The following is a 16,382-nucleotide window of genomic DNA, read 5'->3' on the forward strand; positions in this document are numbered from 1 at the left end:
TGCTTCGTCGTTGGACCCGGGGGTCTTTCGTCGTTGCGAGCCGCCTATTATGCCGGACTTTTCGAGTCCGTCAACACCTTCGTTCGATCATCTCGTTCGGCGGTGGTGGCGTTGCTGTCTGCGTGCCGTTTCCGAAGAAGCGGTGCGCTGCAGCAAGGGAGCGAATTCTAGAGATCCTGCGGATTTCGTCAAGCATTTTTTTGCAGGGTGATGACAGAACCAACGCAACATCACGCATGACATACGCTCGAAGATCACTGTGGCGTTGACCGCGCGTTGCGCGGTCAACGCCACAAGGGCTATCAATGCACGGATGCACAGTGGAGAGACGGCAATGAACATGCAGGTGCGGCAAGCGTGGTGGCGCGACCTTTCAGTACCGGCCCTCGTTGCCGGCTTCATTACTGTGCTGGTCGGCTTCGCCAGTTCGGCCGTCATCGTGTTCCAGGCTGCACAAGCCGTCGGTGCCAACCAGGCACAGATCGCCTCATGGATGTGGGCACTGGGACTGGGCATGGGTGTCACCTGCATCGGGCTGTCGCTGCGCTATCGCGTGCCGGTGGTGACCGCGTGGTCAACCCCGGGCGCGGCGATGCTGGTGGTCGGTGCAGGCGGTGCCTCGCTCGCTGAAGCCACCGGTGCATTCCTGCTCGCTGCGGTGCTTGGCATGCTGGCAGGCTTCTCCGGCATCTTCGCCCGGTTGATGCAGCGGGTGCCGATGGCGCTGGCCGCCGGCATGCTGGCCGGGGTGCTGCTGCGCTTCGGCCTGGACGTGTTCGTGGCCATGAACACCCAACTGGTACTGGCGCTGGCCATGTTCGCCACCTGGCTGGGCGGACGCCGCCTGTTCCCGCGCTATGCGGTCATCGCCACCCTGCTGGTCGGCATCGCGGTGGCGGCCAGCCGTGGCCTGCTGCACGCACAGCAGGTGCAGCTGCAACTGGCGGTACCGCAATGGGTGACCCCATCCCTGTCCTGGACTGCAGTGGCTGGCATCGCCCTGCCCCTGTTCGTGGTCACCATGGCCTCGCAGAACATTCCGGGCGTGGCGGTGATGCGCGCATCCGGCTACGACGCCCCGGTGTCGCCGCTGATCGGCTGGATCGGTGTGGTCAATACGCTGCTGGCACCGTTCGGTGCATACGCACTGAACCTGGCGGCAATCACCGCAGCGATCTGCATGGGCCGCGATGCGCATGAGGACCCGGCACGACGCTATACCGCCGCGATGGCGGCCGGCGCCTTCTACATTGTCGTCGGGCTGTTCGGCGCCACGGTGGCCGCACTGTTCGCGGCGTTCCCGAAAGAGCTGGTGGCCTGCGTGGCCGGTATCGCGCTGTTCGGCACCATCGCCAACAGCCTGGCCAGTGCGCTGGCAGTAGAGCGGGACCGCGAGGCGGCACTGGTCACCTTCCTGGTGACCGCCTCGGGCGTCTCACTGGCCGGCATCGGCTCGGCGTTCTGGGGCCTGGTGGCCGGTGCGCTGTGCCTGCTGGTGCTGCGGCCCCGCCAGGGACGCTGACCTGCCCTACCCCGCCAATGCGGCGCCGACGGTGCTCAGCACCACCGCGATGACGATGGCGATCAGTGTGGCGACCACGCTGGTGCCGCCGCGCGCGGTCAGCTCGCTGCGCAGCCGTGCGTCATCGCCGCCGGTGACGGCACGGGCCTGGGCGATCAGGCGCTGGCAGTGTGCCAGGTACCAGCTGTTGCCGAAGATGCCGGTGGTGATGCTGAGCGCAAAGGTGATGACCAGTGACAGGCCATCCGGCACATCCAGCAAGGTCTCCACCACACTGATCAACAGCAGCAGGCCAGCCCACATCGCCGCCAGGCGGTACATCTTGCGGTACATCATCCAGATCAGGCCGAGCAGGAATGCCGGCCAGTGCCAGGTGCCACTGCCCGTGGCGATGCCCTGATCCAGCCGCCAGCGCTGGCGATAGATCGGGAAGTTGCCACCGACCACGCTGGCGTACAAGGCCATTTCGCCCTCCAGCCCAGCCGCAGCCACATCCGGTGCAGCGACCGGCGCACGATAGGGATCGGACGGATCGCCGACGCTCGGCGCAATGCCCTCGGCCGCGGGCGCTGCGTCGATATCCAGGACCGGAGCCACCTCGACCTGCGTTGAGGCCTGATCCAGCTCCGCCAACGGCCGCCACGAGGGCATGCCCTCGCACCAGAGCAGCGTTCGCGCCGTGACCGTCCCTTCCCGCTGCAGCTGGCGAAGACCGGCCAGATCCACCGGCCCACTGCTCTGCCTGCCATTGGCGTACCACCATTGTGCTTCCTGCATGTTTTCCGTCCTTGCTACTGCATCGACAAACTGAAACCGCTGCCAGCGCCTACAGCCCGGTACTGGCCAGGGTCTGCACCAGCTGATGGCGCTCACCCGGCGCAAGCGTAATCTGCTCCGGGCCTGCGTTGGCCACTTCCAGGCAAACGTAATCGTGCCAGCCATCGCCGACATCGGCCATTTTCGCTGCCGCCTCCGCACCGGGATTCCAGGCCACCAGCGTCTGGCTGCCTTCGCTGCGGATCTCGATCCGCCGCTGCAGTACGGGATCACGCAGCACGTAATGGCCGCCGGCACCGGTATAGATGCGATCGCTGCGACCGGGGTCACGCGGATCGCGCAATGACCACGGTCCCTGTTGCAGGCGAAGCTGCGCATAGTCCTCGTACTTGTCCAGGTACTGCAGGCCATCAAGGCCCTCGACCTCGACCTGGTTGGCATCGCCCACCCGGAAATAGCTGTGCAGGGCCTGGGTGAAGGTCACCGGCGAGGTTCCGGTGTTCTCGGTGACGAGCTGCTGACGCAGCTGGCGGCCGATGCGCAACTGCATCTGCAGGCGCAGGCCGGGATCGGCGCAGGGTGCAGGTGCCAACTGCAGCTCGACCTCACCGTCATCGCTCTGGCTGGCCTGCAGAAGCTTCCAACGCGCGGTGCGCACCAGGCCATGCGCGGGCACATCATTGTTCTGGCCCTGGCGGCCGAACCACGGCCAGCACACCGGGACGCCACCGCGGATGGGCGTGGGCAGCTCGGCGCGCGTGGGTGAAAGCCACAGTACATCGGGCTGCCCATCGGGAATGAACGACAGCAGCTGTCCGCCGAACACGCTGATGACCGCCGTCGCGCTGGGGGTGCGCACGTGCCAGGCCTCCAGCCCGTGATACAGGCCGCTGCTGATGTCCGGATCCGACTGCATGCGATGACGCTCCTTGAAGACCGCGGCGATGATGTCGCGGTCAGCGTGCCTGGGGCAAGGCCTTCTGCGCAGCGGGTGCGATGGCGGCCGCCTCTTCCTGCAGCGCGCAGGATGCGCTGGCCGGCACGCCCATCGGCATTGGCCCAGCCCAGGCGCTGCTGCTCGGACTGGATCGCGCGACGGGTGGCGGTACCGATCATGCCGTCGGCGCTGCCGATATCGTGGCCGCGGGCCAGCAGCAGGGTCTGCAGCTGGCGGCGCTCATCGCGGCCGATGCCGGGGTCGTCGGTCGGCCAGGCGGTGGCCAACCCGCTGCCGCCACGCAGCTGGTCGGCCAGCGTGGCGATCGCCAGCGCATAGCTTTCGGCGGCGTTGTAGCTGTAGATCGCGTCATAGTTGCGGAACACCAGCAGCGCCGGACCCTTGATCCCTGCCGGCAGCAGCAGGGCGGCGCGCCATCCGCCGGCAGGTTGGCCGGAGCCAGCACACTGCCATCCAGCGCGGTCAGGCCCTGCGCACGCCAGTCGGCCAGGGCGCGACGCTGGGTACGTCCGGCCTGGCTGGCGTTGAAGCCAGCGGGAACGAGAACTTCCATGCCCCACGGCTCGCCACTGCGCCAGCCGGCACGCTTGAGGTAGTTGGCAGTGGAGGCCAGCGCATCGGGAATGCTGCCGACCAGATCGCGGCGGCCATCGCCATCACCGTCCACGGCGATGCGTGCGTAGGTGCTGGGCATGAACTGCGTATGCCCGAAGGCACCGGCCCAGGAACCGGTGAGGCCCTGTGCCTGCAGGTCGCCGCGGTCGATCAGCTTGAGCAGTGCCAGCAATTCACCGCGGAAGAAGGGTTGGCGACGGCCGGCGCAGGACAGCGTGGCCAGTGACTGCAGCAGGGGGCGCTTGCCGAACACGCGGCCGTAGTCGCTCTCCACGCCCCAGACCGCGACGATGGTGGCCGGATCGACGCCGTACTGCGCCGACACTCGATCGAGCAGGTCGCGATGCTGCTGCAGCATGGTGCGACCATCAGCCACGCGCTGGCGATCGACCAGCGCGGCCAGGTAGTCCCAGATCGGCGTGGTGAATTCCGGCTGCGCGTCGAGCAGGCTGAGCACGCTGGGGTCCGGGGTGAGGCCGGCGATGATTTCGTTGAAGCGCTCGGCGCTGATGCCTTGGCTGGCGGCCGTGGCCTGAAGGCCCGAAAGGCAGCGGCTGAAGGCCGGATCGACGCTGGCATCCGGTGCTGCAGGCAGCGCGGGGGGCGAGGCGAGAGCGGCCGCCAGGCCGAGGGTGGTCAGAATGGGCATGGCGTCCTCCGTGTTGCCGTTGCACGGCCATCTTAGGGGTAGCGGTGCTGCAGAACCTGAAGGGGTACCGGCTGGCCGGCCGCCCTAGATGGCACGCAGCAGGCGCAGGCCGTAGGCGGGACTGTCGGCATTCCAGCGCTGCGTGACCTGCAGGCCCGCCTGCTGCAGCAGCGCCTCGAAGCTGTCGTCGGTGTACTTGTGGCTGTACTCCACACGGATCGGTTCGTCGGCGGCGAAGTGGAAGGTGCGGCCGTCCAGATGCACATCCTGCGCCCAGCGGCTGACCAGATCGGTTTCGATGCGCAGCCGCGCGGTGCTGTAGCAGGCACGGTGGTGGAAGCCGTCGAGGTCGAAGTCGCTGCCGATCTCGCGATTGAGCCGGGCCAGCAGGTTGAGAGTGAACGCGGCGGTGACACCCTGCGTGTCGTTGTAGGCCGCTTCGATCAGCGCCGGGTCCTTGTGCAGATCGATGCCGACCAGGGCCAGGCCGTCGCGGCCCATCGTCTGGCGCATCGCCCGCAGCAGTGCGACCGCGTCTTCGCCTTCAAAGTTGCCCAGCGTGGAACCGGGGAAGAACAGCAGCCGTCGCGCGGGTTCGCGCTCGGGCATGGGAACGGCGACGGGGCGGGTGAAGTCGGCACAGACCGGCAGCATCTCCACCTCCGGCAACGCCGGCGCCAGATGGTCGATGCTGGACAGCAGCGCGGCACGCGAGATTTCAATCGGCGTGTAGGCCACCGGGTCGTGCAGGGCAGCCAGCAGCAACGCGGTCTTGCGGCCACTGCCGCTGCCCAGTTCCACCACGTGCAGGTGCGGGCCAACGGTGCGGGCGACGTCCGGCAGCACACGCTTCAGCAGGGCCAGCTCGGTGCGCGTGGGGTAGTACTCGGGGGTCTGCGTGATCTGCTCGAACAGTCGCGAGCCACGCGCATCGTAGAAGTACTTGGACGGCAGCTGGCGCGGCGTACGTGAGAGTCCGGCCACTACGTCGGCCAGGATCTGCTGGCGGCCGGGAGTGAGATCGGTCAATGCCTGCAGCGCGTCATGCACGGTGCTCATGTGAGGTCCCTGGCCAGGCGCAGCCCGGAGAACTGCCAGCGCGCCGGCGGCATGAAGAAGTTGCGGTAGCTGGCGCGCACATGGCCGCGGGGTGTCGCGCAGCTGCCGCCACGCAGCACCCACTGCCCGCACATGAACTTGCCGTTGTACTCACCGAGGTTGCCGGCGAAGGGACGGAAGCCCGGATAGGCGCCATACGCGCTGTGGGTCCACTCCCAGACATCGCCGAACAGCTGCCGTATTCCACTGCCCTGCGCTGCCAGCGGATGCAGCCGGTCGTCATCGGCGAAATGGCCGCGCAGCGGCTGCGACGCAGCGGCGGCTTCCCATTCGTACTCGCTGGGCAGGCGCGCCGGACCAGCGGGCGCAGGCATCGGCCTCGTAGTAGCTGAGGTGGCAGACCGGCGCGTGCGGATCCAGTTCGCGCCAACCGCCCAGGGTGTACTCGCGCTGCAGGGCGTCATCCCAGTACAGCGGGTGCTGCCAGCCCTCGGCTTCGCGCAGCGCCCAGCCTTCGCTGAGCCACCAGCGCGGTTCGCGATAGCCACCGGCGTCGATGAAGGCCCGATACTCGGCATTGCTGACGGGACGCTCGGCCAATGCGTGCGCGGGGAGCAGCACGCGGTGCGCTGGCGATTCGTTGTCATAGGCGAACGCGGCCTGCTGCGGCCATGCCGCGGCGCCGACGGTGACGATGCGCTCGGGTGATTCGATCCAGCCCTGCGCACTGGCAGCGCTGGTGGCAGGCTGCAGGTCCTCGCGGTAGGCGGGCTGCAATGGGTTGCACCAGAACGCATGCTTGATGTCGGTGAGCAGCAGTTCCTGGTGCTGCTGCTCGTGCTGCAGGCCCAGCTGCAGATGTTGCAGTGCCTGTTCATCGAGATCGCCCGCCGCCAACCGCGATTGCACCTGCGCATCGACCTGCTGGCGGTAGTCGCGCACCTGCTGCAGCGAGGGCCGCGACAGCAACCCGCGCTGTGGCCGCGCATGCGCCGGGCCGATGCTCTTGTAGTAGCTGTTGAACAGGTAGTCCCAGGCCGGGTCATGCGCTGGCGCGGTGCCGAAACCCGCCAGCACAAAGCGTTCGAAGAACCAGGTGGTGTGGGCCAGGTGCCATTTGCTCGGGCTGGCGTCAGCCATGCTCTGCAGCATGGCGTCCTCGGCGCTGAGCGGCGCGGCCAGCTGCAGGCTGCGCGTCCGTACATGGGCGAACTGGCGGGCGAGATCGTGCTGCGGGGCAGCGACGGCGGCGGGTACGCTGTCCATGTGGGCAGCATCGGCGCTGGACGGTGAGTGCGATGTCATGGTTCGGCGTCACTTCGTTCACATGGATGAGCCTGCCGCATTCAAGAAGCCACCACGAACGCCGCTAACGGCAATGCTGCGGCCGCGTCGTCACCGCGCTGGAATTCCTGCTTGCCCCTGCATCCGCTCCGCCAGCCTGCGCATTACCTGTTCGTGCTGCCTGCCGTGCTGGTTGCCGTGGTGGTGTGGACCGCATTGGATACCGCAGACGTGGCCAGCCCGGCGCAGCGCGTCCTGCCCTGGCTGATGGCCTGCCTCGGTGCCGGCCTGGCCCTGCTCTACCACCAGGTGCGCACGTTGTGCCTGCTGATGGTTGTGGCGGTGATGTTCGCGCTGCTGCACCAGGACGTCGCTGGCTACCTGCGCAATGGCCATGTCACCACGCTGACACCGCTGCGCTTCCACGCCATCTCGGCCTGGTTGCCGCTGTTGTCTGCCGGCCTTGCGTTGTGGCCGGAGCGCGGACGGCGGCGCCAGGACCTGCTGCTGCGCGGTATTGCCAGCGGCACCGCGGTGATGATCTTCCTGCTGCTAGCCACACAGCAGCCGCGCGGCATGCACGATCTGCTGTCGAACCGTCACTGGGCCTGGATTCCCGCCGACTGGAACGCGCTGGCGCAGCTGCCGGCGCTGCTGTTCCTGCTGGCGACCGCAGCGTTGGGCTGGCAGGCGTGGCGGCATCCTCGGCCACTGCACACGGCGATGCTGCTGGCCCTGCTGTGCCTGTGGTGGATGCTGCCGCGGATCTTCCTGCACCCGGTACTGCTGCCGGCGCTGAGCAGCGCCGCCCTGCTGTTGATGCTGGGCGCGATGCTGCAGGAGTCCTTCCACATGGCCTTCCGCGATGAGTTGACCGGCCTGCCGGGGCGACGGGCATTCAACGAGACCCTGCAGCGGGCACGCGGCACCTACAGCATCGCGATGGTGGACGTGGACCACTTCAAGTCATTCAACGACACCCATGGCCACGACACCGGCGACGATGTACTGCGCCTGGTGGCCTCGCGGCTGGCGCGGGTGGGCGACGGTGGCCGTGCATTCCGCTATGGCGGTGAGGAGTTCGCGGTGGTGTTCCTGGACCGCCCTGCGGCGGCCTGCATGGATGCCGTGGAGGCGCTGCGGCAGAGCATCGAGGAGACCCGCATGCAGCTGCGCGACCGCAGCACCCGCAGCCGTGATGACGAAGCCGGCCGACAGCAGCGCGGACGCGGTGGCAGCGGCCAGGTGGTACAGGTGACGGTGAGCATCGGGCTGGCCGACAGCCGCGTGGATCCGCGCCCAATGGCGGTGGTCAAGGCCGCCGACCAGGCGCTGTACGTGGCCAAGGACGGCGGCCGCAACCAGGTGCACGCGCACGGCGGCCAGCGCGTGCTGGCTGCGCGCAGCGTGTAGGGCTCAGACCGCGTCGAGGTAGTACCAGCGGCCGTCGATGCGCTGGAAGCGGCTGTGTTCGGTCATCTTGACCGCACTGCCGCCGCCGACGCGATAGCGCGCGGTGAAGCGGACGTCGGCGCTGTCGGCACCGGTGACGGTGTGCTCGTGCACGGTCAGGCCCAGCCAATGCGTGCGCTGGCCGGGTGCTTCATCCAGTGACAGCTCGGCCGGACGCGTGTCCGGGTGCCAGGTCTGGCGCAGGTAGTCGGCCAGGCCCCGCACATACGCGCTGTAGCGCGAACGCATCAGATGCTCGGCATCGGGTGCGGCTTCACCTGCGTGGAAACGGCCGCAGCAGGCGGCATAGTCGGCAGGCAGGCCACAGGGGCAGGGATCGGCGGGTTTTCGGCTCATGCCGGCATTGTCGCCGGGTTGTGCGGATTGATCCACGCACGGCACGGGCCAGCTGAAGCAGGACAGGCGTATGCTGTCGCGCCCCCACCTTGATTGATCGCCGTGCTGGAACTGGTTCCCCCTGAGTTGTGGTGGCTGGTGGTGATCGCCTTCATCGCCGGTCTTGTGGATGCCGCCGTGGGTGGCGGTGGCCTGGTTCAGCTGCCCGGCCTGTTCACGGTGCTGCCGCAGCAGACGCCGGCGATGCTGTTCGGTACCAACAAGTTCAGTTCGATGTTCGGCACCGGTGCGGCTGCCTGGCGCTATGCGCGCAACGTGCGCTTCCCGTGGAAGCCGGTGCTGTTCGCGGCCGGCACCGCCTTCATCTTCTCCTTCGCCGGGGCCACCGCGGTGAGCCTGCTGCCCAAGGACGCGGTGCGCCCACTGGTGCTGGTGCTGCTGATCGCGATGCTGGCCTACACGTTGTGGAAAAAGGACTTCGGCGCGCTGCACCGGCCGCAGGAAATCGGCCGCCGCGAGCTGACCATCGCACTGGCCATTGGTGCGGCGATCGGCTTCTACGATGGCTTCTTCGGGCCGGGTACGGGCAGCTTCCTGATCTTCCTGTTCGTGCGCTTCTTCGGACTGGATTTCCTGCGCGCATCGGCCGCGTCGAAGGTGGTGAACCTGGCGACCAATGTGGCGGCGATCTCGTTCTTCGTGCCGACCGGCAACATCCTGTGGCTGTTCGCGCTGCCGATGGCGGCGGCCAACATCATCGGTTCGGTGGTGGGCACGCGGTTGGCGCTGAAGGGCGGCACGCCGTTCATCCGCAAGCTGTTCGTGGGGCTGGTGGTGGTGCTGATCGCGCGGATGGCGTGGGATACGTTGCGCGGAGCGTGAGTGCGGTTGCCGGCCAGCGGCCGGCACTACCGGGTCATGAACCCCGCCCATGGGTAGTGCCGGCCGCTGGCCGGCATTCCCATTCAATCGGCCGGGTCAGGCCTCCGCTTCTTCCGGTTCGTTGGCCTGCTGGCGGCTGCGCTCGGGCAGCTTCAGGCGCTTGCCTTCTTCGTCGTACTCGATCAGCAGCACGCCGGAGTCGTGACGGCCGCTGATTTCGACGAAGCAGGCACCGCCGATGAACGGTTCCAGCGTCATCACCGACTTCAGCGGGGTGGCCACCACCATCTGGAAGCCGAAGTTGTCGAAGATGTTCATCGCCAGTGCGGTGAACTCGTTGTCGGCCTTGTCGAAGGCTTCGTCAAGCACGACCGCGGCGTAACTGGGCAGCTGGCTGTCGGCACCGCCGAGCTGGTAGCGCAGCGCTGCCGCCAGGCAGGTGGTAGCCAGCTTCTGGCGCTGGCCGCCGGACTTGCCGGCGCCGCTGCGGTAGATCTCGACCTGCTGGCGCGTTTCCGCATCCAGCTCGACGCCGATGAACTCCACGTGCATGCGCACGTCCAGCACCAGTTCGCGCCAGCGCTTGTCTTCGCCTTCCTGCGAACCCAGGCGGTTGACCAGCTGGCGCAGCACGGTGAACTGCGATTCGGCCAGCTCGCGCTGCTCGGTCTGCTGCTGCGACAGCACCTCGCGCAGCTGCAGGTGGAACTCACCGACTTCCGGCAGGCGGCGGTCGCTCAGTTCAATGGTCAGCAGCGTGCCACGGTTGAACGGCACCTGTTCCAGGCTGGCGTTCACCTCGTCCAGGCGCTGGCCGATCGACTTGCGGGCCTCGGCGCTGTGGCGCTGCAGGGCCAGCAGGTTGTTCTTGCTCTGGTTCTGCAACAGATCGAAGAAGCGCTCTTCGTGCTGCGGCAGGCCGTCGCGCTCCAGTCGTTCGAGGCGGGCGAGGAAGTCCTCGGCCGAGGCCACCGAGACGGTGAAGTCACCCGATTCCTCCGGCCACTGCTGGATGAAGCGACGGAAGCAGCCGATCAGCTGGTTCTCGATGCGGTTGAGGTCCTGCTGCGAGGACGACAGCTGCTCGTTCAGCGCGTTGCTGACCTGGCGCATGTGCGCTTCCAGCGTTTCCAGGCTGAGCGGGCCCTGCTCCTGCAGGCGCTCGGCCAGCCCGGCTTCCTGCTCCTGGGCCAGGCTCGGCAGCACCAGCGCACGGCTCTGCTGGCGGGCGCGGTCCAGGCGGTCGCGTTCCTTGACCAGCTGCCCGCGCTCGACGCGGACGTCTTCATAGGTGCGGCGGGCCTGCTCGATGTCGGCGCGCACGGCGTCGATCTGCTTGGCCAGCTTGGCGAGGTCGGCGTTGCCTTCACGCAGGTCGCGCAGAGTCGCTTCGATATCGCTCAGGCGCTGCTGCGGGGCAGCGATGTCGATCTCGTTCCAGCTGATGCTGACCAGCTCGTGGCAGGCCAGGCGGCGCTCATTGTCGCGGTCGCGCTGGCCGCGCAGGCGTGCGATATCGGTCTCGCAGCTGGCGATGCGCTTGGCCAGTTCCTGTGCTTCGCGCTCGAAGGCGCCCACCTTGTCGTGGTTGTTGAAACCAAGGATCCAGCGACGGCGGTCGCCCACCGCACTGCGGTCATCCTTCTCGAAACGGTCGCCCGGATGCTTGACCTGACCTTCGCGGGTGATGCCGCGGTCGACGTTGCGCAGCTGCTTGGCATCCACGCACTCGTAGTCGAATCGCTTGCCGAGCTCGCGGCGCAGCCAGCTTTCGAACACATGCTCGCGCAGTTCCAGCTTGTGCAGCAGCGACTTCGCCGACGGCTCGCGCGCGAACGCATCGTCGTTGCGGCGCACGCGGTAGTAGGTGAATCGCATGCCCAGGTGGGTGCGGTTCACCCACTCGGCGACGTCGTTGTAATGCTTGTCGTCGACCAGCAGTGACAGCGCGAAGCCACCCAGCACACGTTCGATGGCGCCCTGCCAGCCCTGCTCTTCCGAGCGGACCTGGATCAGCTCGCCGACGAAGGGCAGCGCCGCTTCGGCGATGCCGGTTTCCTCGGCCAGGCGCGCGCAGCTTCTGCATCGGCGCCGGGATGTTGGAGGGGGTGCGCTGCATCGCTTCAAGTTCGCTGCGCACTTCACCGAAGCGGCGCTCGTCATCGCGCTTGCCGCCGAGGCGATCGCTGATCGCATCGTCCAGTGCCGCCGAGGCACGCTGGCGGTCCTGCAGTTCGTTCTGTGCGCGCTCGACCAGCTCGGCGAAACCATGTGCATCGTCGGGCAGTTCGGCCTGCAGCTGCTGTGCCGCCTCCTGGGCCTGGTCACGCTTGGCCTTGCGGCGGTCGCGCTCGGCTTCGGCGCGGCCCTGCTCGCGCTCCAGTTCCTCGATACGTTCACCGCCCTGCTGGCGGCGCTGCAGTTCCAGTTCGGCCAGGCGCTCGGTGTGGTTGTCGAGCGCGGCGCGGCGCTGGGCCTCTTCGCCGAGCAGGCCACGATCACGCACGTCCATCTCGCGCAGGCGCGCTTCGATCAGCGCCTGGCGGCGGCTTTCGCGGAAGCTGTCGACGCCGAGCTTCAGCGCTTCGTCGTCGCCGCGCTGGCGGTGCATTTCCTTCAGGTCGTTGTAGTAGGCGCGTGCCGGCAGCAGGGTTTCCACCTGGCGGCGCGCGGTGACCACGGCCTGGTGCGCGCCATCGAGCTCGGCGAAGTCGCTGACCAGGCGCTCGGCGGCGTCGAAGGTCTTCGGCGTGTCGAGCATGAAGTCGCGCAGGAAGACGTTGAGGTCGCCCAGGTTCTTTGCCGACTGCGTCTTGTGCAGCAGGCGCAGCGCCATCTCGTTGTCGATGCCGAGCAGGTCGCGGAAGCGCTCGGCATAGCCGGAGAAGGTGTCGAAGTGATGCAGGTCGGACAGCTTCTGCTTGAGCTTGCGCAGGTCCAGGTCGAAACCGCCAAGATCCTTGGCGATGTCGAACGGGCGCTCGGCAATCATGTAGTGCTTGCGCACGTCACCGGCCGAGGTGCCGTTGCCGGAGATCCACAGCAGGCGCACCAGGCTGACCACGCGGCCATCGCCGGCGCGGTATTCCAGCACCAGTGCGGTCCAGGTCGCGCCCTTGCGCAGGTACTGGGTGGCGATTTCGCCGGTGCCGCTGTCCTGCTGGTCGGCCCACGCGCCACGCACGTAGGACACCAGGTTGCGGTCGCGGCCGCTGCGCTCGGCTTCACGCGCGGCGGCGTTGAAGTCGACGATGGCCGGCGGCGTCAGCAGCGCGGACATGGCATCGAGCAGGGTCGACTTGCCCGAGCCGGAACGGCCGACGAACAGGAAGCCGCGCTCGGCGATTGGCACTTCGGTCAGGCCGTTGAAGGTGCCCCAGTTGTGCACCTGCAGGCGGCGCATGCGGAACTGCTGCAGGCGCGGGTCCGGCAGGCCTTCGTTGAACAGTGCGGGAGTGTGCTTGGAGATAGCCATGCGATGGTCGGGTCTCTCAGGCCTCGGCGGCCGGGGTTTCGCGCAGCTGGCGGTACACCGCCGAAAGCTGGGACACGTCTTCGGCGGAGAACAGCAGCTTCAGCGCCGGCGAGACTTCGTGGCGGTCTTCCTGGCCGCTGAGGCGGGTCAGGATGTGGTTGTCCTTCATCTTCTGCACCGCCGAGGCGACGCGGCGGTTGAAGCCGGCGCGGTCGGTGGACAGGTTCTTCTCGTAGATGGCCAGCGCTTCGGCCATCTCGGCGTCGGCGACCACCGCGCGGTTGCCGCGCGCATCGGCCTCGGCCAGCTGCTGGCGCAGGTACAGCAGCAGCACCGAATCGATGAAGGTCAGCGGCGAGGTGCGCAGCAGCACCGGCGCATCCACGTCTTCGGTATCGGCCTGGCGGGTGAACGCCACGCCGCTGTCACGGTCGAGCACCAGTTCCAGGAACAGGTCCGCCAGCGACGAGCGGATGGCCGCCTCGCTGCGGATCAGCGCCGGCCACAGCTTGGCGTGGCGCAGCTGGTCGATGCTGGGGCCGATCAGCAGCTGCGCACAGCGCGCGGCGCGCATCCAGCGGCAGGCGCCCGGTATCGCCGAGGTAATACACGTCGTTGCCACGGCGGGACTGCGCCACGGCCGCCACCGGCTCGGCTTCGTAGGCGTCTTCCGCCACGTCGGCCTGCGCTGCGTCGATGGGATCTTCATGCCAGCTCATGGCGTCTCTCCTGGGTAAACCAAACCAGCGGGATGCGGGCGCGACGGATCTGGCCGTCGCCACCACGCCATTCGGCAAGCTCCTGCTCGCCGGCGACCACGTTGCCGAAGCGCGTGCCCAGCGACAGGTAGCCGACGACGCTGCCAAGACCCTGCGGCGCCTCGCGCTGCGACAGGGCCTGGGCGATGCTGAGCCGCGGCTGTGCATCGAGCAGGTCGTGCAGGTCACGGCGCAGGGTGCGGAAGTCGATTTCGGACGAAGCGACCAGATCGCCGACGCTTTCCAGGCTGATCGCGGCCGCGTCGTTGTACTCGACGTTGCCATCGACCTGGGCGCTGCGTGGATCGTGCAGCCTCCACTGCGACCACGAGCGCAGGCGGCTGGTGGTCAGCTGCAGGTCACGGCCGATGCCTCGCTGTGCGGGGAACTCGTCGCGCAGGGCCAGTGCTTCGGACTGCGCCTGCTTCAGCAGCTGGTTGAGGCGGCGCTGTTCCAGGTAGCCACGGCTCTGCACGAAGCCACGCAGGCTGCGCGCGAAGTTCTGCAGCACATCGTGCACCTGGCCACCGCGCTCGAGCATGGTGCTGGTGAAGCCGCGCAGGAAGTTGCGCTCGTTGCGGTCCAGGCGGCGCGCAAAGCCACGCGCCAGCACCGCTTCCAGCGCAGCATCAAGCTGTGCGCTCTGTTCGGCGTCGTTGAGCAGGCGCCAGAACGCCTGGAAGCTGCGGCCGGCATCGCTCTCGCCGATCACATCCACGCCTTCGAACAGCTGCGACAGCACATCGCCGCGCTCGCCCTCATCGTCGATGATGCGTTCGCGGAAATCGCGGTTGAGCTGCTCGAAGTCGTCGCGCACGCGGCGGAAGTCTTCGGTCAGCTCGTCGGCCAGGCCGATGATCTGGCGCGCACGTTCCAGTGCGCGCTTGCCATCCAGCGCGATCACGCGGCCAGCGCCGACGCGGGCGATCTCGGCGTCGATGCGGTCGCGCTCGTCGCGCAGCGCCGACAGGCGCGCATCCGGATCGGACTCGGTCTGCGCGGCCAGCTGCGAGAGCTGTTCGATGACCAGCGCCAGGCGGCTTTCGGTGGCAGCCACGCGGGCCTGCTCCAGGCCATCGGCGAAGCGGATCGCCTGCAGTGCCGCGGTCGACAGCTCGTACTGCTCCTGGTCGGCACCTTCGGGCAGGCGGCGTTCCAGCCAACCCTGGGCCAGCCAGTGCGCGATGTAGGCCTGCGCGGTACGCGGCAGGTCGCGCGACAGTTCGTCGCCGTTGAGCTGGTCCAGCGCACGTTGCAGGCGCTCGTTGAGCACCGACGACGACAGCGTGCGCTCGCCGTCCATCAGCAGCCCCTGCAGCAGGCCGATGATTTCCGGAGCGTGGTCGGCGGCGAGCAGCTTCCACTGGGGCTGTTCGCGCAGATGGCGGTAACGGGAGATGCGTTCGCGATGCTTCATGCAGCGAAAGGAGTCATGAGGGCTGGCGGGGACGAGCAGCCACGCACGGCGGCCGCGCGGGCAGCCGTGGGCATGCCGGCCCGCAGGGGCCGGCGTGGTGCGGGCAAGCGGCTCAGCGCTTGCCGCCCACTTCGATGAAGCGCAGGAACTCGGCGCGGGTACGCGCGTCGTCGCGGAAGCTGCCCAGCATCTTCGAGGTGACCATGCTGACGCCGCGCTTGTGGATGCCACGGGTGGTCATGCATTCGTGGGCGCCTTCGACGACCACGCCGACACCGATTGGCTGCAGCACATCCTGGATGCACTGGGCGATCTGCGCGGTCATCTTCTCCTGCACCTGGAAACGGCGGGCATAGGCTTCGACGACGCGGGCCAGCTTGCTGATGCCCACCACCTTGCCGGCCGGCAGGTAGCCGACGTGCACGCGGCCGATGATCGGCGCCATGTGGTGTTCGCAGTGGCTTTCGTACTCGATGTCGCGCAGGACGATCAGTTCGTCATAGCCGGCCACTTCCTCGAAGGTCCGCTCCATGTAGGCGCGCGGGTCGTCGCGGTAACCGCTGAACCAGTCGCCATAGGCTTCGGCGACACGGCGGGGGGTATCCAGCAGGCCTTCACGGGACGGGTCCTCACCGGCCCAGCGCAGCAGGGTGCGCACGGCATCCTCGGCCTGGTCCTGGGTCACGTCGCCCTGCGGGGCGGCCTTTTCGTTGTTCTTGCTCATTGCGTACAGCGTCCCGAACGGGGGGCGAGCATCGTACCCGACCGGGGGGTGGGTCGTCCTGTTGGGACGGTTCATCGGGGGGTCGTTGTTGGCGCGTCGTTGCTATCGGTTTGGAGGGGGAAAGGGGACTGCGCAGGACACGCCGTAAACCCGTCCCTGGGGGCTCGATGGCGCCATCCATGGCGCCAACGGTCCTGCGCAGCCCCCTCTCCCCCTCTCCCCCCCTGACAGTTTCCTGCGGGCGCGGCCGGACCGCCCGAAAGCGGGTCAAAAGCGGGGGGTCATGGCTTCGGAAGCACCACGCGCGACTGCGCGACTGCTGTGGTGTCTTCTGCTTTGGTGGGTGCGGACCTTGGTCCGCACTGCTTCTGCCCTTGCTTTTAAAGAGCCAACCCACCGCGCCCGCGGGGTGATGGGCGGGCAGCGGGGGCCGGGCGGGGCAGGACCGTCCGC

General features: G+C 67.9%; 9 protein-coding genes and 4 pseudogenes. 3 read left to right on the top strand and 10 right to left on the bottom strand.

Features of this window, described 5'->3' with window-relative positions:
• The first annotated feature begins 334 nt into the window (after positions 1 to 334).
• Positions 335 to 1,522 carry a benzoate/H(+) symporter BenE family transporter gene (locus ACZK2V_RS22900; protein WP_032130225.1) on the top strand — a complete coding sequence of 396 codons (1,188 nt, stop codon included), beginning with the start codon at positions 335 to 337 and terminating at the stop codon, positions 1,520 to 1,522.
• Positions 1,523 to 1,528: 6 nt separating this feature from the next.
• On the opposite strand, the gene ACZK2V_RS22905 is transcribed toward ACZK2V_RS22900, so the two are convergent.
• From ACZK2V_RS22905 to egtB, 5 genes and pseudogenes are all read right to left on the bottom strand, one after another.
• Complete coding sequence (locus tag ACZK2V_RS22905) at positions 1,529 to 2,299, bottom strand: DUF2628 domain-containing protein (protein ID WP_071229488.1); 771 nt, start codon at positions 2,297 to 2,299, stop codon at positions 1,529 to 1,531.
• Between the two features lie 49 nt (positions 2,300 to 2,348).
• A complete protein-coding gene (locus ACZK2V_RS22910) occupies positions 2,349 to 3,215 on the bottom strand; it encodes a D-hexose-6-phosphate mutarotase (protein WP_486322860.1) in 867 nt (288 codons plus the stop codon).
• Positions 3,216 to 3,315: 100 nt separating this feature from the next.
• Positions 3,316 to 4,521, bottom strand: a pseudogene (locus ACZK2V_RS22915) (lytic murein transglycosylase); the annotation flags it as partial.
• Between the two features lie 84 nt (positions 4,522 to 4,605).
• Complete coding sequence (egtD, locus tag ACZK2V_RS22920; RefSeq protein WP_486322861.1) at positions 4,606 to 5,580, bottom strand: L-histidine N(alpha)-methyltransferase; 975 nt, start codon at positions 5,578 to 5,580, stop codon at positions 4,606 to 4,608.
• A pseudogene (egtB, locus tag ACZK2V_RS22925) lies at positions 5,577 to 6,846 on the bottom strand (ergothioneine biosynthesis protein EgtB). The gene egtD and the pseudogene egtB overlap by 4 nt, the downstream one beginning before the upstream one ends.
• Positions 6,847 to 6,996: 150 nt before the next feature.
• Between egtB and ACZK2V_RS22930 the strand changes: the two are divergent.
• On the top strand, positions 6,997 to 8,277 hold the full coding sequence (locus ACZK2V_RS22930) for a GGDEF domain-containing protein (RefSeq protein WP_189720273.1): 1,281 nt from the start codon (positions 6,997 to 6,999) through the stop codon (positions 8,275 to 8,277).
• Between the two features lie 3 nt (positions 8,278 to 8,280).
• Here ACZK2V_RS22930 and ACZK2V_RS22935 read toward each other — a convergent pair whose 3' ends face one another.
• Positions 8,281 to 8,673, bottom strand: a complete 393-nt coding sequence (locus ACZK2V_RS22935) for a YchJ family protein (RefSeq protein WP_189720274.1) — start codon at positions 8,671 to 8,673, stop codon at positions 8,281 to 8,283.
• A 102-nt stretch (positions 8,674 to 8,775) separates the two neighbouring features.
• Between ACZK2V_RS22935 and ACZK2V_RS22940 the strand changes: the two genes are divergently transcribed.
• The gene (locus ACZK2V_RS22940; RefSeq protein WP_071229494.1) at positions 8,776 to 9,555 is read left to right on the top strand and encodes a sulfite exporter TauE/SafE family protein; all 780 of its coding nucleotides are present in this window, start codon (positions 8,776 to 8,778) and stop codon (positions 9,553 to 9,555) included.
• A gap of 96 nt (positions 9,556 to 9,651) precedes the next feature.
• On the opposite strand, the pseudogene ACZK2V_RS22945 reads toward ACZK2V_RS22940, so the two are convergent.
• From ACZK2V_RS22945 to folE, 4 genes and pseudogenes are all read right to left on the bottom strand, one after another.
• A pseudogene (locus tag ACZK2V_RS22945) lies at positions 9,652 to 13,030 on the bottom strand (ATP-binding protein).
• Between the two features lie 16 nt (positions 13,031 to 13,046).
• Positions 13,047 to 13,749 (bottom strand): annotated as a pseudogene (locus ACZK2V_RS22950) (DUF4194 domain-containing protein).
• Complete coding sequence (locus ACZK2V_RS22955; protein ID WP_486322862.1) at positions 13,736 to 15,205, bottom strand: DUF3375 domain-containing protein; 1,470 nt, start codon at positions 15,203 to 15,205, stop codon at positions 13,736 to 13,738. The pseudogene ACZK2V_RS22950 and the gene ACZK2V_RS22955 overlap by 14 nt, the downstream one beginning before the upstream one ends.
• 112 nt (positions 15,206 to 15,317) lie before the next feature.
• A complete protein-coding gene (folE, locus tag ACZK2V_RS22960) occupies positions 15,318 to 15,929 on the bottom strand; it encodes a GTP cyclohydrolase I FolE (RefSeq protein ID WP_004141296.1) in 612 nt (203 codons plus the stop codon).
• Between the last annotated feature and the right edge of the window lie 453 nt (positions 15,930 to 16,382).

The sequence above is a fragment of the Stenotrophomonas sp. 93052_Sma genome, assembly GCF_056481145.1.